The organism is Streptomyces sparsogenes subsp. cuspidosporus (assembly GCF_039532705.1).
GTDB lineage: Bacteria > Actinomycetota > Actinomycetes > Streptomycetales > Streptomycetaceae > Streptomyces > Streptomyces sparsogenes.
The window spans coordinates 1-18815 of the sequence record NZ_BAAASD010000065.1 but is presented as its reverse complement, the minus strand read 5'-3'; the positions used below and the strand labels follow the sequence as shown (position 1 = coordinate 18815).

Here is an 18815-nt window from a genome sequence, read left to right as displayed (position 1 = left end):
GCCGCGCGCCGCGCTGCTTGGACAACTCGCGAGACCGGTGACGTTGTTCCGGGGGTCAGCAGCTCAGGTTGGATCCTGGGGTGGTTCCGAGGATCTGGACGAACCTCCGGTAGGCGTCGATGCGGCTCTGCACCTGGCCGGGGTTTCCGCCGTTGCACTCGATGCTGCCGTTGATGCTGCGGATGGTCTCGCCGAAGCCCCGCTGGTTGACCATCGCGTCGTGCGGGGTCATGGTGCCCGGTCCGGTCTGGGTGTTCCAGTACCACAGGGCGGTCTTCCAGGAGACCGCGGCGTCCCGCTCGACCAGCCAGGGGTTGTTCAGCAGGTCGATGCCGAGCGCGTCGCCCGCCGCCTTGTAGTTGAAGTTCCAGCTGAGCTGGATGGGCCCGCGCCCGTAGTACGCGGCCTGGCCCGCCGGGCAGCCGTAGGGCCGGTTCCAGTCGCAGTAGTGCGGGTAATTGGCCTGGTTCTGCTCCACGATGTGCACCAGGCCGCCGGTCTCGTGGCTGACGTTGGCCAGGAAGGCGGCCGCCTCCTGCTTCTTGACAGTGTCGCTGCCGGTGTGAGCAAAGCCGGGGTAGGCGCTCAGGGCGGCGGTCAGGCCCTGGTAGGTGTAGAACCCGTTGCGGTTCGGGAACATCTGGTTGAACTGGGCCTCGCTCACCACGAAGCCGGTGGGGTTCGGGTTTCCGGAGCCGCAGTCGTACGGATCCCAGTACCAGGTGCTGATGGTCGGGTCGTAGCCCGGATTGTCGTGTTCGGCGCGGTAGTACCTGCCGTCGGTGTACCTCACGATGTCGCCCGCCACATACCACTTGCCGGCGACCCAGTCCGGATAGGAACAGGCCGCGGGGGCCGCGGGGGCTGCGGAGGCGGAAGCCATGGGCATGACAAACAGCAGAGCACAGGCGGCCGCGGCGGCCGCGAGACAGGCCCGTATGCGTTTTCCTCTCAAGGCTCCTCCTTCAGGGGGGACTTGAGAACACTCAAGCGGCTTGGTCTATACCAGTCAAGGTCCAGACCAAACCTCGTAGGGGAGTGACCAGTTTCATCCGGCCGCTCCCCCACCGCCCGGCCCCGGGGGCCTTGACCCGCCTCCGCCGGCCGCCACCTCGCCGCCCGCCCGCCGGCGGATCAGGTCTCGCGCTCCGGGGCGTATCCGTCCGCCTCCAGGCCGAAGGTCCAGGCGACGCCCTCCCGGGCGGTACGGGTACGCGGCGGCACGCGCAGCCAGTACGTGCGGTGGGTCCCGTCCGGCTCGGGCGTGGAGTTGACCACCTCCACCATCGTCACCGGCTCGTCCCCGGCCATCGCGATGCGCCACAGCACCCCGGTCTCGTCGCGGTGCACCGGCCGCGCCCCGGACTCCTCGAGATAGCGGTCGTAGCCGTAGTGCTCCAGCATGACGCGGCGCAGCTCCGCGTTCTCCTCGGTGCGGATGCGCTCGGGGGTGAGCTGGGACAACTGCTCCAGGAAGGCGGCGGGCACCGGCATGCCCCGCCACGCGTACAGCGCGAAGCCGTCGGGGTAGGCCAGGGCGGGTCCGTCGCCGCGGTCGAGGCGGCCCGCCTCGTCGCGGTGGAGCTCCAGCGGCCGCTCGGCGATGACCACGGCCTTCTCGTACGGCCACCACCAGCCGGCGGCCCGCGCCACCGCGGCCGGTCCGGCCGACTCCCCGGCGTCCGCGCCGGCGTCGCCTTCCCCGGCCACGGCCGCGAGCCACGGGGCGTCGTGCTGGCCCAGCACCGCGTCCAGCATGGCGAGCCGGACGGCCGCCTCCCGGTCCCGCGCCCGGCTCCTGTCCCGGTCCTGGTCCTGATCCCGGCCCCGGTCCTGGTCCCCGCCCTGGTCCGGCTGTGCCGTCAATGCCTCGACGACTCCGGTCCGGACGCGCTCGGTGAGGGAGCGGGTGGTGTCCCACAGCGGCGCCCCCATCAGGGCCCACCGCTCGGCCCAGCCGGAGCCGCCGAGCGCGGCGTGCAGCCGCTGTCGGGCCGCCGCCCACGGCAGGGTGCGCACCGCCTCGCGCACGGACGCGCCCGCCGCGCCCGCCACCGGCTCGACCCCGGCCGCGCGCAGCGCGCCGGCCGCCCGGTCGGCGATCTCCCCCGGCAGGATGTCGCCCTGGCCGGCCAGCAGCAGGGCGGCCGCCGTGCCCTCCAGCGGGGAGCCGACCCACACGATCCGCTCCGGCCGCGGCAGCCCGGCCGCGTCATAGGCCAGCCGCACCCCGGCCTCCGCGGCCCCGCGGTCGGCCGGGCCCGTGGCCGCGGCCACCGCCCGCCACCGCTCGACGACACCCGTGGTGCCGGTGTGCGTGGTGCCGGTGGGTGGGGCGTCGGTGCTCATGGTGCCGGTGCTCGCGGTGCCGGTGCTCGCGGTGTCCGTGTTCACGATGTCCCCGGTGTCTTTCCTGGTGTCCGATGCCGTCGTCATGCTGTCCGCCCCCGGTCTCAGTCCGCCACGACGCGCACGGCGCCCGGCACGTACTCCCGCTGCCGCACCACGCGGTACCACCCCTTGGGCAGCGGTATCGCCGCGTGTTCCTCGTGGACCACCCGCCCGCCGTCCGGCAGATGCAGGTACGAGACGCCGAACGGCCCCGACTCGCGCACCAGCGTGCCCGGCCCGACCACCGCGTGGGCGTGTCCGGTGACCTCCCCCAGCGCCAGCACAAGCCGCCCCCGCGCGTCCCTCGGCTGCCGCGGCAGCGCCTCGGTGTTCGGCGGCAGCGCCTCCTCGGCCACCGGCACGATCAGGACATCCCCCTGTCGGTACATGTGTCTTCCCCTTTCACGGCATGTTCACGGCATGGCGCGTCGGGCCCGCCGTTCGCACGGGGGCCGGTCTCGATGTCCACGACGTTAGGGGCGGGGTCTGACAACAACGCCCACCGACGCCGTCCGACAACGCCCGCCGACACCGCTGTCGGTGGCGCTTGGTAGAACTCTTCGCACGCCATTCGTCACCGGGCGGCTCCGCCCGAACGCATCTGGAGACCAGCGCCATGGACTACGCCGCACACCTCACGGAACTGCACGGCCTCCCGGCCTTCGACTTCCCCGCGCCCGGTGAGAAGAGGGAGCTGCCGGAGCCGGAGGCCGTGGCCTGGCGGATCTCCCACAACCCGTACGCCAGGGAGGAGGAGAAGAGCTTCGCCGAGCGCTTCCAGCGGTTCCTGGACACGGTGGACACCTCCCGCGTACGGGCGCTGATCTTCGGCATCTGGGGCGAGTCGTACGGGTGCGACTCCAGCACGGTCATCGAGCCGCTCGTCGCCGCCAAGGACCGGCTGGCCTCCCTGGAGGCCCTGTTCATCGGCGACATCGAAGCGGAGGAGGCCGAGATCTCCTGGATCGAGCAGTCCGACGTCACCCCGGTGCTCCACGCCTTCCCCGGGCTGCGGGAACTCGGCATACGCGGCGGCACGAAGCTCGCCTTCCCCGCCGTCCGCCATGAGCACCTGCGCACGCTCCGCTTCGAGACCGGCGGCCTGCCGGGCCGGGTGGTGCGCGGCGTCGGCGAGAGCGAGCTGCCGGCGCTGGAGCGGCTGGAGATGTGGCTGGGGGTGGAGGAGTACGGGGGCGACGCCACCGTGGCGGACCTCGGCGGCCTCCTCGCGGGCAGCCGCTTCCCCGCGCTGCGCCACCTGGGCCTGCAGAACAGCGAGATCCAGGACGAGATCGCCGCCGCCGTCGCCACCGCGCCCGTCGTCGCCCAGCTCACCTCCCTCAGCCTGGCCATGGGCCTGCTGACCGACGCGGGCGCCGAGGCGCTGCTGGGCGGCCAGCCGCTGACCCACCTGGCCTCGCTCGACCTGCACTACAACTTCCTCTCCGAGGCGATGGAGCAGCGGCTGCGGGAGGCCCTGGAGCCGTCGGGCGTGGAGCTCGACCTCTCCGAGAAGGGCGAAGAGGAGGAGGACGAGGACGAGGACGGAGACGGCGAGACATGGCGTTACACCGCGGTCGCCGAGTGACGGCCCCGCGCCCCGAGGCCAGGACCGCCGCCCGCCACGACCACCGAAAGGACCGCACCGCCTCATGATCAGCGAAAACCTGGAGTCCTTCGCGGGTCTCCCCGTCGCCGACTTCGCCACCTCCGGGACCGACGCCACCGATCTGCCGCCCGCCGACGCCGTCGCCTGGCGACTGGCCTGCGGCTGGGACGACGAGCGGCCCTTCGAGCAGCTGTGGCGGGAATTCCTGGAGATTGTCCCGGCGGACCGGGTCCGCGCGATCGTCATCGGCTCCTGGTGGGGCGACGGCGATTACGACACGGTGCGGCCGGTGTTCGAGCTGCTGGTGGAGTCGGCCGGACGGCTGCCGGCGCTGCGGTCGCTGTTCCTCGGCGATGTGGTGGCCGAGGAGTGCGAGGTGTCCTGGCTGCAGATGAGTGACGTCACGCCCGTGGTCGAGGCGTATCCGCTGCTCGAGGAGTTGGTGGTGCGCGGCTGCGGCTACGGGTCCGGGGAGGAGGACCCGCTGACGCTCCGCCCCGTACGCCACGAGCGGCTGCGGACGCTGCGGTTCGAGTCCGGCGGTCTGCCCGCCGACATCGTCCGGGCCGTCTGCGACAGCGAGCTGCCCCGGCTGGAACACCTCGCGCTGTGGCTGGGGGTGGAGAGCTACGGGGGTGACACGACCCTCGCCGACCTGGCGCCGCTGCTGGCCGGCGGCCGCTTCCCGAAACTGCGCCATCTGGGCCTGCAGAACAGCGAGATCCAGGACGAGATCGCCGCCGCCGTCGCCGCCGCCCCCGTGGTCGCCCAGCTCACCTCCCTCGCCCTGTCCATGGGCACGCTGACCGACGCCGGCGCCGAAGCCCTGCTCGCGGGCCAGCCGCTGACCCACCTCGAGGCGCTCGACCTCCACCACCACTACCTGAGCGAGAAGCTGGCGCAGCGGGTGCGTGAGGAGCTGGAGCCCAGCGGGGTCGAGGTGGACCTCTCGGAGCCGCAGGAGGTGCGGAGGTGGGACAACAGTGACGAGGAGTTCCGCTATGTCGCCGTCTCCGAATGAGGTGAGCCGGGAGGCGGGGCGCGGGGTGCGCTTCGCGGTGGTCGGCAATCCGGGGGGCCGCCGGGTGGAGATGTTCTCCGACGCCGTGCGGGCGGCGGGACTGCCCGAGCCCCGGGTGCTGCCCTGGCGCGAGGTGCTGGTGGCCAGCAGCCCCCGGTTCGAGCCGGGCGAGGTCGTGCGGCTGGACTCCCCGGGCGAGGACGACGAGGTGGAGCTGCTGCTGCGCGGCACCGCCGACCCGACCCGCGTCGAGGGCACCGCGCGCTGGTACGCCCGGTTCACCGGCGCCGCGCGCCAGGTGGCCGAGGCCGCCCGGGCGGCGGGCGCGACGGTGCTGGACGACCCGGACGAGCTGGCCGTGGTGTTCGACAAGCGTTTGTGCCACGGCGTGCTGAGCGAGGCGGGGGTGTCGGTGCCGCCGTCGCCGACCTCCGGGCCGAAGGCGCCGCCGGTCCGCGGCTGGGACGACGTACGGGCGCTGCTGGCCGGCTCCGGCGGGCTGCGCCGCGCCTTCGTGAAGCTCGCGCACGGCTCGTCCGCCTCCGGGGTGCTCGCCGTGGAGGCGGGGGCCCACGGCCGGGTGCGGGCGGCCACCTCGGTCGAGCGCACGGCCGACGGGCTGCTGTTCAACTCCCTGCGGGTGCGCCGGTACGAGACGGAGGCGGAGATCGCCGCGATCGTCGACGCGCTCGCCCCCGACGGGCTGCACATCGAGCGCTGGGTGCCCAAGGCCGCGCAGGACGGGCGCGCCGCCGACCTGCGGGTGGTGGTGGTCGACGGGCGGGCGACCCACGCCGTGGTGCGCACCAGCCGCTCGCCCATGACCAACCTCCACCTCGGCGGCATCCGCGGGGACCTGGCCGCCGCGCGCGCCGCGGCGGAGGCGGCCGGGGTGCCGTGGCAGGAGGTGCTGGGTCTGGCGGAGCGGGCGGCGGCCTGTTTCCCGGGCACGCTGTGCGTGGGCGTCGATCTGCTGCCGGGCACCGGATGGCGTAGCTTCTCGGTCGGCGAGGTCAACGCCTTCGGCGATCTGCTGCCCCGGCTGACCGGCCTGCCCGGCAGCGGCGCGGAGGGCCTGGACACCTACGGCGCGCAGGTCGCGGCCGTGGTCCGGCGGCGCGAGTCCGCCGCGGGCGGAACGACGGGAGGGGGTGGCACCGATGCCGTTGGCTGAGCCCGACATGAACGGGATCGTGGGAAGCCACGATCTGCTGCTGGTCACCTTGGACACGCTGCGCTACGACGTGGCGGCCGAGCTCGCCGCCGAGGGGCGGATCCCCCGTCTGGCGAGCCGGCTGCCCGGCGGGATGTGGGACAGGCGGCACGCCCCCGGCAGCTTCACCTATGCCTCGCACCAGGCGATCTTCGCCGGGTTCCTGCCCACGCCGGCGGCGCCCGGTCCGCACCGGCGGCTGTTCGCCGCCCGGTTCGCGGGCAGCGAGACCACCGCCGGGGGCACCTATGTGTTCGACACCCCGGACCTGGTGTCCGGGCTCGCGGCCGCCGGGTATCACACGGTGTGCGTGGGCGGCGTGGGGTTCTTCAACAAGCGGGGCCCGCTGGGCTCGGTGCTGCCCGGCCTCTTCCAGGAGAGCCACTGGGAGCCGGAGTTCGGGGTGGCGTCCCCCACCTCCTTCGAGGCGCAGGTCGCGTGCGCCGAGAAGGTCATCGCCGGGCTGCCGCGGGACCGTCGGCTGTTCCTCTTCGTCAATGTCTCGGCGCTGCACCAGCCCAACTGGTTCCATCTGCCGGGCGCGACCCGCGAGGCGGGCGACTCGCGCGCCACCCACGCGGCCGCGCTGGAGTACGTCGACCGCCACATCGACCGGCTGTTCTCCGCGATGAGCGGCCGCGGCCCCGGCTTCGCGATCGTCTGCTCCGACCACGGCACGGCATACGGAGACGACGGCTACACGGGCCACCGGCTCGGCCATGAAGTCGTCTGGACCGTGCCGTACACCCACTTCTTCCTCGAGGCCTCATGAGCACCAGCACCACCGGCACCACCGGCACCATCAACACCGCCGGCACCGGGACCACCGGCGGCGGCGCCGCCGCGCCGGTCCGCCCCTACCAGTCGTACGTCTACGCGTACCCGCACAAGACCGCCTACCGGCCGCTGACCCCGCGCCCCGCGCTGCGCGACCTGTGGGCGGCCGAGCCCAAGGACTCGCTGTCCCTGTATCTGCACATCCCGTTCTGCGAGGTGCGCTGTGGCTTCTGCAATCTCTTCACACGCGTCGGCGCCCCCGAGGGGCTGGTGAGCGCCTATCTCGACGCCCTGGAGCGGCAGGCGGACACGGTCCGCGAGGCGCTCGGCGAGGGGGCCCGGTTCGCCACGGCGGCCTTCGGCGGCGGCACCCCGACCTTCCTGGAGGCGGCCGAGCTGGAGCGGCTGTGCGACATCGCGGTACGGCGGATGGGGGCCGATCTGGCGGCCGTTCCGCTCTCGGTGGAGGCCTCGCCGGCCACCGCCACGGCCGACCGGCTGGCCGTGCTGGCCGAGCGCGGCACCACCCGGCTGAGCCTGGGGGTGCAGAGCTTCGAGGACGCCGAGGCGCGCTCGGCGGTGCGGCCGCAGCGCCGGGCCGACGTCGAGGCCGCGCTGGGACGGGTCCGGGACGCCGGCATCCCCGTCCTCAACATCGACCTGATCTACGGCATCGACGGGCAGACCGAGGACAGCTGGCGGCGGTCGCTGGACGCCGCCCTGGCCTGGCACCCCGAGGAGCTGTATCTCTACCCGCTGTACGTCCGCCCGCTGACCGGTCTGGGCCGCCTCGGCGGCGCGGCCGGCGAGGCGGAATGGGACGCCCAGCGGCTGCGGCTGTACCGGTCGGGCCGGGACCATCTGCTCGACCAGGGCTATGAGCAGGTGTCGATGCGCATGTTCCGCCGCCGCGGCGCCCCCGGGACCGGCGGGGAGGACTACGCCTGCCAGACGGACGGCATGGTCGGTCTCGGCTGCGGGGCCCGCTCGTACACCTCCGCGCTGCACTACTCGTTCGACTACGCGGTGGACATGCGGGAGATCCGCGGGATCATCGACGACTACACCTCCCGGCCCGCCGCCGACTTCGCGCGCGCCGAGGTCGGCCGCGCGATGACCGCCGACGAGGCCCGCCGGCGCCATCTGCTGCAGTCGGTCCTCCAGGCGGAGGGCATGCGGGTCGCCGGCTACCGGGCCAGATTCGGCACCGATCCGGCCGAGGACTTCCCCGCCGAGCTGACGCGGTTCGCCGAGCGCGGCTGGCTGGACCCGGACGCCGCCCCCGGTGTGCTGCGGCTCTCCCCGGAGGGGCTGGCGCACTCCGACGCGGTCGGCCCCGAGCTGTTCTCCCCCGCGGTGCGCGCCGCCATGGCCGCGTACGAGCTGAAGTGAGGCGGTCGGCGTGGACCTGACGATCCTCTACCGGGGCCCGCTGGCCTCGTGCGACTACGACTGCCCGTACTGCCCGTTCGCCAAGCGGCGCGACAGCACCGAGCAGCTGCGCGCCGACCGGGCCGCGCTGGAGCGCTTCACGGCCTGGGCCGCGGCGAACACGGGCGACCGGCTCTCGGTGCTGTTCACCCCGTGGGGCGAGGGTCTTGTGCGCTCCTGGTACCGGCGCGCGCTGACCGAGCTCAGCCGGCTGCCGCACATCGCGCGGGTGGCGATCCAGACGAACCTGAGCTGCCGCGTCGACTGGACGGCGCAGGCCGACCTGGACACCCTGGCGCTGTGGTGCACCTACCACCCGGGCCAGACGCCGTACGACCGGTTCGTGGCCAAGAGCCGCGGGCTGGCGGCGCTCGGGGTGCGCCACAGCGTCGGCGTCGTGGGCCTGCCCGAGCACCTGGAGCCCGCCCGGCGGCTGCGCGCCGATCTGCCCGAGCACGTCTATCTGTGGGTGAACGCCGCCGAGGGGCGCTCCTACACGGATGAGGAGGCGGCCGAGTGGACCGCCCTGGACCCGCTGTTCGGCTACAGCCGCCATCCGCACCGAAGCGCCGGCCTTCCGTGCCGGACCGGCGCCTCGGTGATCTCCGTGGACGGCGACGGCACGGTGCGCCGCTGCCATTTCGTCCGTGCGGAGCTGGGCAACCTCTACGACGGCTCGTACCGCGCGGCCCTGGCGCCCCGCGCCTGCCCGCTCGCCGTCTGCGACTGCCACATCGGGTATGTGCACCTGGAGTCGCTGCCGCTGTACGACGTGTTCGCGGGCGGGGTGCTGGAGCGGATTCCGGCCGACGCGAGCGCGGGCCCGGGGTTCACGCCCCGCCCCGCCGTGGAGGCCGCCGTCCTCACGCCTCCCCTCGTCCGTTGATCGTCCGGTGATCGTGGCGGTGATCGTGCGGTGTCAGGCGAGCAGGAAATCCGCTTCGCCGGCTTTCGCGCCCTGGATGAAGCGTTTCATCTCCAGGTGCGTATAGATGAGGGCCGGTCCGTCCGGATCCGTGGACTGGCGCAGCGCCACCCGTCCGTCCGTCAGCCTCATCGCCTCGACGCAACTTCCCCCGTTGCCACCGCTCCACGGCTTGTGCCAGCCCTCGGTACCGAGGTCTGTCGCCGGCATTCCGCTGTAGACACGGTCCCTGCGAATGCGATCCATTGGTCAGATCTCCTTGCGAATGCCACTCAGAATGGCCTGAGTGGTCTGTGCAGGCGCGGCCTGCGCACTCATCCGGTCCAAGGCCTCCAGGAACGACGACACATCATCGCGCTGGTCGAAGTAGGAGCCGCTGACGAGCGTCTCCGTATACGCGATGTCCGGCAGCTCCTGGATCGGGAACCGGAAGATATGGAAGGGGCCGTACATCGCCGGGTGCGGCCCGGCGTCGAACGGCATGATCTGCAACCTGACGTTGGGCACCGTCACGGCTTCGATGAGCCGCGTGATCTGATCGCGCATGACCTCGGGCCCGCCGATGGGGCGGCGCAGCACCGTTTCGTCCATCACCACCCACAGCATGGGCGGGTTCTCGCGGGTGAGGAGGGACTGCCGCTCCATGCGCAGGGCGACATTGCGCTCGATCTCCGAGTCGGGGGCGTGGGGCATCCCGGCGCGCAGCACCGCACGGGCGTAGTCCTCGGTCTGCAACAGGCCGGGGACGTAGTGCGGCTCATAGGCCCGGATGAGGTTCGCCTCGCCCTCCAGGGCGACGAAGGTGTTGAACCACTCGGGCAGCACGTCCCGGAAGCGGTGCCACCAGCCTGGCTTGTTGGCCTCGCGTGCGAGGGAGAGGAACCCCTCGACCTCCTCCGGGTCGGTGACCCCGTACGTGCGCAGCAGCTTCTCGACGTACGGGAGCTTCAGGCCGACCTCGGCCTTCTCCATGCGGCGGATCGTGGCATGGGTGACGTCGAGGGCACGACCCGCCTGCTCGTACGACAGCCCGGCCTTCTCCCTGAGGTCCTGCAGCCGCTTGCCGAGCACGACTCTCAGGACGGTCGGGGCGCCGCCCGCCCGCGCATCCGCCACTACCGTCCCCCTCCAACTGCCTTCACATCGCAGCAGTCTGGCACGCGCTCAGCCTCAGCGACAGACTGTCTCTTCGATTCTGCAATTTACAGACTGAACCTTGCCATACGCGAGTGGCGCAGAGCATAGTGGCGCTGTGGCTCCTTCCTATGAGGCTCTCCGGTTAGGGCGCGGCGGCTCGCTCTCCGCTCCGTGCCTGCAGGACGCGTTTCGTCTTCCGGCACTGAGCACGTCCGTCGCGGAGGCGAGAAGGCTGGTCGTGCTGCGGCTGTGCTCATGGGGCGCCGGGCAGGAGATGTGCGACAACGCCGAGTTGGTGGTCTCCGAGCTGTTCACCAACGCCGTGCGCCACACCTCGAGCGAGGAGGTCCGGTGCATGATGCAGCTCAGGGGCAAGCGCTTGCGGCTGGAGGTCGCCGACCAGGGATGCGCGCGCACGGAGCCGCAGGCCCGGTCGGTGAGCGTGGACCAGGAGGGCGGACGCGGGCTGATGCTGGTGGAGGCCCTGTCCGAGGCGTGGGGCGTCAGGCCGGACGCCCGCGGCACGGGCCGCGCCGTGTGGGCCTACCTGGTGTAGTCCCCCGCCGACGCGGCCCCGCGGCGCTCTCGCCGTTCGCCGCGGTTCGCCGCCGTTTCTCGTTTCGGGAGGCCGCGCGGCGCTTCGCCCCCCCCGGGGCCCTCGGGGTCACAGCGGCAGCAGGTCCGGCCGCTTGGGTTCCACGTGGTCGCCGGAGGACTCCCCGCGCAGCCGCCGGCCGATCCAGGGCACCAGGTATTCGCGCGCCCAGTGCAGATTGTCCCGGCGCACCTCGGCGGCCGTGCGCGGGCCCTCCGCCGGCCAGGGCTGGTCCGGGTCGGCCGGCACCTCCAGGCCGAGCACCTGGGCGGCGCGCAGCGCGACCCGGGTGTGCCCGTCCGGTGACAGGTGCAGCCGGTCCTGGCTCCAGGCCCGCCGGTCCTGGACGGAGCGCAGCGACCACAGGTCGAGCACCGGGCACCCGTACCGGTCGGCGATCGCCCGCACATGGGCCGTGTAGGTGGCGATCTTGCCGCGCAGATGGCGCAGCACCGGTACGCCGCGCGTGTCGAACCCGGTGCACAGCAGCACCGTGTCCACGCGGGCGGTGAGTTGGGCGACGGCCGCCTCGTACCGCTCGGCGACGTCGTCGGGGTCGCAGCCGGGCCGCAGGATGTCGTTGCCGCCCGCGCAGAAGGTCACCAGATCGGGCCCGAGTTCCCTGGCGCGCGGGACCTGCTCCTCGACGATCTGGTCGAGGAGCCGGCCCCGCACCGCGAGATTGGCGTAGCGGAACGGGGCCTGCTCCTCGCCGGGGGCGGGCCCGCCCCCGGCATGCCGGTCGGAGAGCAGGACGGCCAGCCGGTCCGCCCAGCCGACGAACGCGCCCTCGGGACCCGGATCGCCGACGCCCTCGGTGAAGCTGTCCCCGATGGCTGCGTACGACCCGATCACGCCACTCTTGAGTCTCTTCACATCGTCTGCCACGTCCGGACATCCTCCACCCTGACGAGTGACCTACGCCACCGTAGGCAGGGGTTGACGAGGGGTGATCTATCCCACCCGGTCAGATTCGCCGAAGGTGGAATACGGCGGCGTCCAGGTCGCGGCGCAGCCCGGTCGCCAGGCCGCGGTGGGTCAGCACGGCCCCCCGGTGGACCTCGCCGGTCGCCAGGTCCTCGTACCGGCCCTCGGGGTCGAGGCCGCGCAGCCGCAGCGGAGGCTGCCGGTCGCCGAGGCTCTGGGCGTGCAGCCAGGCCAGCACCACGGTCTCCTCGCCGCGCACGTACTGCACCGCGGTGAGCCCGCCGTCCCCCGGCGGCCGCAGCCGGTACAGCTCGCCGTGCTGGACGACGGGGCGGACGCTCTTGTAGAGCGCCACCCAGTCGCGGGCCTCGGCGAGTTCCGACTCGCTCCAGCGGCTCAGGTCGCCGCCCACCCCCAGCACCCCGGCCATCGAGCTGATGAAGCGGAAGCGCAGCGAGGTGACCCGCTCGCTGCCCAGGGAGTTGGGGGTGTCGGTGACCCAGGCGGCCATGACGCGGGCCGGGTGCAGCTGGCTGAAGCCGTGCTGGATGGCCAGCCGGTCCAACGGGTCGGTGTTGTCCGAGGTCCACACCTGGTCGGTGAGGCCGAGGACGCCCAGGTCGATCCGGCCGCCGCCGCCCGAGCAGGACTCGAAGGCGACGTTCGGGTGCGCGGCCCGCAGCCGCTCCAGGAGTTCGTAGAACCCCCGCACATGCTCGATCCACAGCCGCTGGGGGTACGGGTCGCCGGGCCACCCCGCGTCCGTGAACGACCGGTTGAAGTCCCATTTCACATAGTCGATGGGCGCGTCGGACAGCAGCGCGTCCAGCCGCTCGTACAGGTGCTCGCGCACCTCGGGGCGGGCGAGGTTGAGCACCAGCTGATTGCGGAACTCGGTGCGGGTACGGCCGGGGTGGTGCTGCACCCAGTCGGGGTGGGCCCGGTAGAGGTCGCTGTCGGCGTTGACCATCTCCGGCTCGACCCAGATGCCGAACTGCATGCCCAGGGCGCGCACCTCGTCCGCGAGCGGCTTCAGCCCGCCGGGGAAGCGGTCCGGGTTGGGGGTCCAGTCGCCCAGCCCGGCGCGGTCGTCGGTGCGCGCCCCGAACCAGCCGTCGTCGACGACGAACAGCTCCACGCCCAGCTCGGCGGCGCGGCGGGCGAGCCCGCGCTGCTGCTCCTCGCCGACGTCGAAGAACGTCGCCTCCCAGGAGTTGTAGAGCACCGGCCGGTGCCGGTCGGCGCCGGGGATCACATGGGCCAGCTGCCAGGCGTGCCAGCCGCGGCTGGCGGCGCCGAAGCCGCCGTCGGTCCACAGCCCGGCGAAGACGGGAGTGGTGAAGGACTCGCCGGGCGCCAGGGTCAGCTGGCCCGAGTCGTCGTGGCCGACGCCGCCGACCGTCTGCACCTCGCCGGTGGCCAGCTGCTGCACGGCGATCCGCCAGGACCCGGACCAGGCGAGCGCGACGCTGCGCACCTCGCCGTGCTCCTCGGTGGCCTCGCCGTCGTCCAGGGCTATCCAGGGCAGGTGCTGGTGGCTGGTGTGGCCGCGGCGGCTGCCGAGCACCTTCTCGCCGGGCGTGAGGTCGGTGCGCGCCACCCGGCTCTCGGCGGCCCAGCGCCCGTACAGGTGCGTCAGCCGCCAGCGGTCGCGCGCCGGGAGGGACCAGGCGGCGGAGTCGACGCGCAGCAGCTCCAGCGGGGCGTCGTCCGGGCCGCCCGCGTGGGTGGCGGTGGTCCAGCGCTCGATCACGTCGTGGTCGTCGCGCATCCGGTAGTGGAGGGTGAGGGCGAGGTGGTGCAGGGGGTCGTGGAAGTGGAGCCGCAGTTCGTCCCCGGACTCGGTGACCACGCCCCGCTCGAAGCGCCACTCGGTGCCCCGGACGTCCTGCGACCGCACCGACAGGGCGGGGCGCGCGAAGCGGGGCCCGCCCTCCACCGGATACTCCTCGCGCCCGTCCAGGGGGGATTCAAAGCCCCAGGAGGGGGGCAAGGGCTCCAGCGCGAGCGCCTCCGCGTCCGGGAGCGCTATGCGCGGGCCCCAGTGGAGGTGAAGCAGTTCGTCTTGGTCCGTGAGGTGCAGCGCATAGCTGCTCCGCCGTCCCGACAGCAGCCAGACCCGACCGCTCCCACCGATTTCGATCATCACTCTCCCCAATTCCGCACAGACCGCAACATCATCGGGGCAGCGGACCCGGCGCGCAATGCCCGGGCGCCGCGAACCGGCCGACCGCCGCCCGACCGCTTCCGCCTACCCGTGTCGTATGGTCAGCACAGCCCGCCGCGCCGACGAGCGGCACCGGCGGCCGAGCCCGAAGGAACGCCCGTGACGCAGCAGACGCCGCAGGTCCCGTCGACCGGGGAGCCCGAGCTGACGGGGGTGCGCAACTTCCGCGACGTGGGCGGCCTGCCGACCGTCGACGGACGGCGGGTGGGGCCCGGCGTGCTGTTCCGCAGCGGCCATCTGGCCCACGCCACCGACAGCGACACGGCCTTCCTCGACTCCCTGGGGCTGCACACCGTCTTCGACTTCCGCAACTCCGCCGACATCAAGCTGGAGGGGCCGGATGTGACGCTCACCGGCGTACGGACCGTCAATCTCCCGCTGTCCGACCCGGCCGACGGCGCCGGGTTCTGGACCATGGTCCGCGAGGGCGATCTGGCCACCCTGCGCGAGATGCTCGGCGAGGGGCGGGCGGAGCAGCGGATGACCGCCTCCTACCGGCTGATCATCACCACCCGGACCGCCGAGCACGGCCGGGTGCTCGACGAGCTCGCGGACGGCAGCGCGCCCGCGCTGATGCACTGTTCGGCCGGCAAGGACCGCGCCGGCCTGTCGATCGCGATCACCCTGCTGGCCCTCGGGGTGGAGCGGGACGCCATCGAGGCCGACTACCTGGAGTCGTCCGCCGTCCACCGCCGCTACAAGGTCTGGCGCGCCGCCCACGCGCAGGACGGCATGTCCCCCGAGGTGATGGCGCTGCTCACCCCGCTGTTCGACGCCCGCGCCGAGTATCTGGCGGCCGCCTTCACGGCCATCGAGGAGACCTGGGGCGACACCGACACCTATCTCAGGCGGGGACTCGGGCTCGACCCGGCCAAGCGGGAGCGACTGCGCGAGCGGCTGCTCGCCGGCTGAGCCGCCCGGGGCCGGCCCCGGGCGGGCCGCGTGCGCCGGTGGGCGCCGCGGCCGGCCGGGGCGGTCAGCGGCCCGCCATCGCCTGCTTGACGAGCGTCCGCCCGAAGTCCCACATCAGCCCGCCGCCCCCGTGGGCGTCCTCCATGACGGCCGTGAACGCCTCGACGAAGCGGTCCACCTCCCGCTCCCCGATGATCAGCGGCGGAATCAGCTTGATGACCTCCAGGTGATCGCCGGAGACCTGGGTGAGGATGCGGTGCCGCTGCAGCAGCGGCACCACCACCATCTGCGCGAACAGCCCCTTGCGCGCCGCCTGCAGCATCGTCCAGCGGCTGCGCAGCCCCAGCGAGACCGGCTTGCCGAACTCGATGCCGATCATCAGCCCGCGGCCGCGCACCTCGTGGAGCAGCTCATAGCGGTCCACCAGCGCGGCCAGGCGGGTGCGCAGCAGGTCGCCGGTCCGCCGCGCGTTCTCCACGACCTTCTCGTCCTCCATCACCGCGAGCACGGCCAGGCCCGCCGCCATCGCCTGAGCGTTGGCGCCGAAGCTCGCGGAGTGGACCAGCACCCGGTCCATCGACGAATAGACGCGCTTGAAGATCCAGTCCTTGCCGAGGGTCGCGCCGACGGGCACATATCCGCCCGACAGGGCCTTGGCCACGCACACCAGGTCCGGCTCCACGCCCGGCTCGTGCTGATAGGCGAAGAAGTCCCCGGTCCGGCCGAGCCCCGTCTGCACCTCGTCGGCGATCAGGAGCGCCTTGTGTCCGCGCAGCAGGTCCTGGGCGGCGCGCAGAAAGCCGGGCGGGGTCTCGTGGACGCCCTTGCCCTGGATCGGCTCGACGACGAGGCCGGCCACATCGCCGCGCCTCAGCTCCCGCTCCAGCGCCGCCAGGTCCCCCAGCGGGATCGCCGTGTCCGGCAGCAGCGGGGCGAACCCCTTGCGGAAGCTGTCCTCCCCGTTGACCGACAGCGAACCGGTCGTCAGGCCGTGGAAGGCGTGGGCGCAGTACAGCACGCGTGGCTTGCCCGTGGCGTACCGGGCGAACTTCAGGGCGGTCTCCACCGCCTCCGTGCCGCTGTTGCCGAAGAAGACCCGGTCCAGGTGGGGGGCGTGGCTCAGCAGCCGCTCGGCGAGCAGGCCGGGCAGCGGCTGGCAGTCGAAGCGGGTCAGGTCGGCCAGCTCGGCGTCCAGCACGTCGTGCAGCGCCTTGCGGACGACGGGGTGGTGGCGGCCCAGGCCCATCACCCCGAAGCCGGCGAGCATGTCGAGGTAGTCCCGGCCCTCGGCGTCCCAGAAGTACGCGCCCTCGGCACGCTCGTAGACCTTGTCGAAGCCGATGGTGCGCAGCATGCGGGGCAGCTGGTGGTTGAGGTACCGGGCGTGCAGCTCGTACCGCTCCGACCCGCGCTCGGTCAGGAGCTTCCCGAGGTCGAAGCCCGATCGCTGCTCGGCTGCTGTCATGCGTCCTTCTCCTTGCGGGCCGCGGGCGGGGCCGGCCGGGCGCCGGCCGCGGGCCGCTCGGCGCCCGGGGTGGTGACGACGGCGGGGACGGGGGCGTCGATACGGGCCAGGGCCGCCCCGATCCGGCCCGCTATCTCCGCCGGGGTGAGCCCGATGTCGGCCAGCACCTCCCCGCGCTTGGCGTGCGGCAGGAACGCCTCGGGGATCCCGAAGGCGCGCACCGGCAGATCCACCTCGGCGTCGCGCAGCGCCTGCGCGACCGCCGTCCCCACCCCGCCGGTGCGGCTGTTGTCCTCGACGACGGCCACCGCGCGGTGGCGGGCCGCGAGCCCGGGCAGGGCGGGGTCGACGGGCTTGACCCAGCGCGGGTCGACGACCGTGGCGCCGATGCCGCGCTCGGCCAGCAGCTCGGCGGCCTCCAGGCCGACCCGCGCCATCGCCCCGGCCACCACGAGCAGCACATCACCGCCGCCGCCCCGGTCCGCCGGCTCGGGCCCGCCGTGCCGCAGCACGTCCATGCCGCCGACGCGGGCGAGCGCCGGGACGGGCTCGCCCACCGACTCCTTGGGGAACCGGACCACGGTGGGCGCGTCGTCCACGTCGAGGGCCTCGCGCAGCTGGGCGCGGAGCTGGTCCGCGTCGCGCGGGGCGGCGATCCGCAGGCCCGGCACCACCTGCAGCATGGACATGTCCCACATGCCGTTGTGGCTGGGCCCGTCGGTGCCGGTGACACCCGCCCGGTCCAGGACGAAGGTCACCCCGCACTTGTGCAGCGCGACGTCCATCAGCACCTGGTCGAACGCCCGGTTGAGAAAGGTGGCGTAGACGGCGACGACCGGGTGCAGCCCGCCGGTCGCGAGCCCCGCGGCGCAGACCGCGGCGTGCTGTTCGGCGATGCCGACGTCCCACACCCGCTCCGGATACGCCCGGGCGAACTCGGTGAGCCCGACCGGGTCAAGCATCGCCGCGGTGAGCGCGACCACGTCGGGGCGGTCGGCCCCGATCCGCACCATCTCCTCGCCGAACACCGAGGTCCACGAGCGACCGCCGGAGGGTGCCAGCGGCGCGCAGGTGAGCGGGTCCATGGCGCCGACCGTGTGGAAGCGGTCGGCCTCGTCCTCCAGCGCGGGCCGGTAGCCGCGGCCCTTCTCGGTGAGGCAGTGGACCAGGACCGGGCCGCTGAAGCGCCGGGCGCGGCGCAGCGCCGACTCCACGGCCGCGATGTCGTGTCCGTCGATGGGGCCGAGGTACTTCAACCCCAGGTCCTCGAACATGCCCTGGGGCGCGAAGGCGTCCTTGAAGCCCTTCTTGGCGCCGTGCAGCGACTCGTACAGCGGCCGGCCGACCACGGGCGTGCGCTCCAGCACGTCCTTGCCCCAGGCCAGGAAGCGCTCGTAGCCGTCGGTGGTACGGAGGGTGGCGAGGTGGTTGGCGAGGCCGCCGATGGTGGGCGCGTACGAGCGCTCGTTGTCGTTGACGACGATGATCAGCGGGCGGTCCCGGGCGGCGGCGATGTTGTTGAGCGCCTCCCAGGCCATGCCGCCGGTCAGCGCGCCGTCGCCGATGACGGCGACGACATGCCGGTCGGTGCGGCCGAGGACCTCGTTGGCCTTGGCCAGGCCGTCGGCCCAGCCGAGCACGGTGGAGGCGTGGCTGTTCTCGATGACGTCGTGCTCGGACTCGGCGCGCGAGGGATAGCCGGACAGGCCGCCCTTGCCGCGGAGCTTGGAGAAGTCCTGACGGCCGGTGAGCAGCTTGTGGACGTAGGACTGGTGGCCGGTGTCCCACAGGATGCGGTCCACGGGCGAGTCGAAGACGCGGTGCAGGGCTATGGACAGTTCGACGACGCCGAGGTTGGGACCGAGGTGGCCGCCGGTTCTGGCCACCGCGTGGATCAGGAACTCGCGGATCTCCCCGGCGAGTTCGGCGAGTTGCTCTTCGGTCAGCGGCTTGAGATCGCCCGGGCCCCGGACACTCTCCAGCAGTGGCATGCGCGGATCCCCTCCTTGTGTATCAGTCCACGGTGACCTGGGGGGTACCCGAGAGGGCCCCGTCGTCCTCCATCTGTTCGGCGATCTTCATGGCCTCGTCGATCAGGGTCTCCACGATCTTCGACTCGGGCACGGTCTTGATCACCTCACCCTTGACGAAGATCTGCCCCTTCCCATTGCCCGAGGCCACCCCC

At 72.9% G+C, this 18815-nt stretch carries 17 protein-coding genes and 1 pseudogene; 8 read left to right on the top strand and 10 right to left on the bottom strand.

The features are described from left to right. Window positions 1-55: 55 nt before the first annotated feature. The 3 genes from ABFY07_RS39885 to ABFY07_RS39875 form a co-directional block, all read right to left on the bottom strand. Window positions 56-889, bottom strand: a complete 834-nt coding sequence (locus ABFY07_RS39885; protein ID WP_346179155.1) for a glycoside hydrolase family 19 protein — start codon at window positions 887-889, stop codon at window positions 56-58. A 245-nt stretch (window positions 890-1134) separates the two neighbouring features. Next, on the bottom strand, window positions 1135-2349 hold the full coding sequence (locus tag ABFY07_RS39880) for a DUF6745 domain-containing protein (RefSeq protein WP_346179168.1): 1215 nt from the start codon (window positions 2347-2349) through the stop codon (window positions 1135-1137). A 104-nt stretch (window positions 2350-2453) separates the two neighbouring features. Beyond that, the gene (locus ABFY07_RS39875) at window positions 2454-2780 is read right to left on the bottom strand and encodes a hypothetical protein (RefSeq protein ID WP_065965941.1); all 327 of its coding nucleotides are present in this window, start codon (window positions 2778-2780) and stop codon (window positions 2454-2456) included. A 227-nt stretch (window positions 2781-3007) separates the two neighbouring features. Here ABFY07_RS39875 and ABFY07_RS39870 point away from each other — a divergent pair, with 227 nt between their 5' ends. The 6 genes from ABFY07_RS39870 (at window position 3008) to ABFY07_RS39845 (ending at window position 9328) form a co-directional block, all read left to right on the top strand. Beyond that, window positions 3008-3979: an STM4015 family protein gene (locus ABFY07_RS39870; protein ID WP_346179154.1), complete on the top strand. Its 972-nt coding sequence runs from the start codon at window positions 3008-3010 to the stop codon at window positions 3977-3979. Between the two features lie 64 nt (window positions 3980-4043). Then, on the top strand, window positions 4044-5021 hold the full coding sequence (locus ABFY07_RS39865; RefSeq protein ID WP_346179153.1) for an STM4015 family protein: 978 nt from the start codon (window positions 4044-4046) through the stop codon (window positions 5019-5021). After that, the gene (locus ABFY07_RS39860) at window positions 5002-6195 is read left to right on the top strand and encodes an STM4014 family protein (RefSeq protein WP_346179152.1); all 1194 of its coding nucleotides are present in this window, start codon (window positions 5002-5004) and stop codon (window positions 6193-6195) included. Before ABFY07_RS39865 ends, ABFY07_RS39860 begins: the two co-directional genes overlap by 20 nt. Window positions 6196-6202: 7 nt before the next feature. Continuing rightward, window positions 6203-7006 (top strand): STM4013/SEN3800 family hydrolase, encoded by an 804-nt coding sequence (locus ABFY07_RS39855; protein WP_346179167.1) that lies wholly within the window; start codon window positions 6203-6205, stop codon window positions 7004-7006. Continuing rightward, window positions 7003-8403 carry an STM4012 family radical SAM protein gene (locus tag ABFY07_RS39850; protein ID WP_346179151.1) on the top strand — a complete coding sequence of 467 codons (1401 nt, stop codon included), beginning with the start codon at window positions 7003-7005 and terminating at the stop codon, window positions 8401-8403. Before ABFY07_RS39855 ends, ABFY07_RS39850 begins: the two co-directional genes overlap by 4 nt. 10 nt (window positions 8404-8413) lie before the next feature. Then, window positions 8414-9328 (top strand): STM4011 family radical SAM protein, encoded by a 915-nt coding sequence (locus ABFY07_RS39845; protein WP_346179150.1) that lies wholly within the window; start codon window positions 8414-8416, stop codon window positions 9326-9328. Between the two features lie 33 nt (window positions 9329-9361). Here ABFY07_RS39845 and ABFY07_RS39840 read toward each other — a convergent pair whose 3' ends face one another. Both ABFY07_RS39840 and ABFY07_RS39835 read right to left on the bottom strand, forming a co-directional pair. Next, window positions 9362-9613 (bottom strand): DUF397 domain-containing protein, encoded by a 252-nt coding sequence (locus tag ABFY07_RS39840; RefSeq protein ID WP_065965935.1) that lies wholly within the window; start codon window positions 9611-9613, stop codon window positions 9362-9364. A gap of 3 nt (window positions 9614-9616) precedes the next feature. Beyond that, window positions 9617-10483, bottom strand: a complete 867-nt coding sequence (locus tag ABFY07_RS39835; protein ID WP_065965934.1) for a helix-turn-helix domain-containing protein — start codon at window positions 10481-10483, stop codon at window positions 9617-9619. Window positions 10484-10619: 136 nt separating this feature from the next. Here ABFY07_RS39835 and ABFY07_RS39830 point away from each other — a divergent pair, with 136 nt between their 5' ends. Then, window positions 10620-11060 carry an ATP-binding protein gene (locus tag ABFY07_RS39830; protein ID WP_346179149.1) on the top strand — a complete coding sequence of 147 codons (441 nt, stop codon included), beginning with the start codon at window positions 10620-10622 and terminating at the stop codon, window positions 11058-11060. A gap of 108 nt (window positions 11061-11168) precedes the next feature. Here ABFY07_RS39830 and ABFY07_RS39825 read toward each other — a convergent pair whose 3' ends face one another. Together ABFY07_RS39825 and ABFY07_RS39820 are read right to left on the bottom strand one after the other, a co-directional pair. Next, entirely contained in the window at window positions 11169-11987 is an 819-nt protein-coding gene (locus ABFY07_RS39825; protein ID WP_065965932.1) for an SGNH/GDSL hydrolase family protein, read from the bottom strand. Window positions 11988-12066: 79 nt separating this feature from the next. Continuing rightward, window positions 12067-14172, bottom strand: a complete 2106-nt coding sequence (locus tag ABFY07_RS39820; protein WP_346179148.1) for an alpha-galactosidase — start codon at window positions 14170-14172, stop codon at window positions 12067-12069. A 180-nt stretch (window positions 14173-14352) separates the two neighbouring features. Between ABFY07_RS39820 and ABFY07_RS39815 the strand changes: the two genes are divergently transcribed. Continuing rightward, window positions 14353-15165, top strand: a complete 813-nt coding sequence (locus ABFY07_RS39815) for a tyrosine-protein phosphatase (RefSeq protein WP_065965930.1) — start codon at window positions 14353-14355, stop codon at window positions 15163-15165. 64 nt (window positions 15166-15229) lie between these two features. Here ABFY07_RS39815 and ABFY07_RS39810 read toward each other — a convergent pair whose 3' ends face one another. The 3 genes and pseudogenes from ABFY07_RS39810 to ABFY07_RS39800 form a co-directional block, all read right to left on the bottom strand. After that, window positions 15230-16630: an aspartate aminotransferase family protein gene (locus ABFY07_RS39810; RefSeq protein WP_346179147.1), complete on the bottom strand. Its 1401-nt coding sequence runs from the start codon at window positions 16628-16630 to the stop codon at window positions 15230-15232. Further along, on the bottom strand, window positions 16627-18621 hold the full coding sequence (gene dxs / locus ABFY07_RS39805; protein WP_346179146.1) for a 1-deoxy-D-xylulose-5-phosphate synthase: 1995 nt from the start codon (window positions 18619-18621) through the stop codon (window positions 16627-16629). Before dxs ends, ABFY07_RS39810 begins: the two co-directional genes overlap by 4 nt. Before the next feature lie 22 nt (window positions 18622-18643). Next, a pseudogene (locus ABFY07_RS39800) lies at window positions 18644-18815 on the bottom strand (flavodoxin-dependent (E)-4-hydroxy-3-methylbut-2-enyl-diphosphate synthase); the annotation flags it as partial.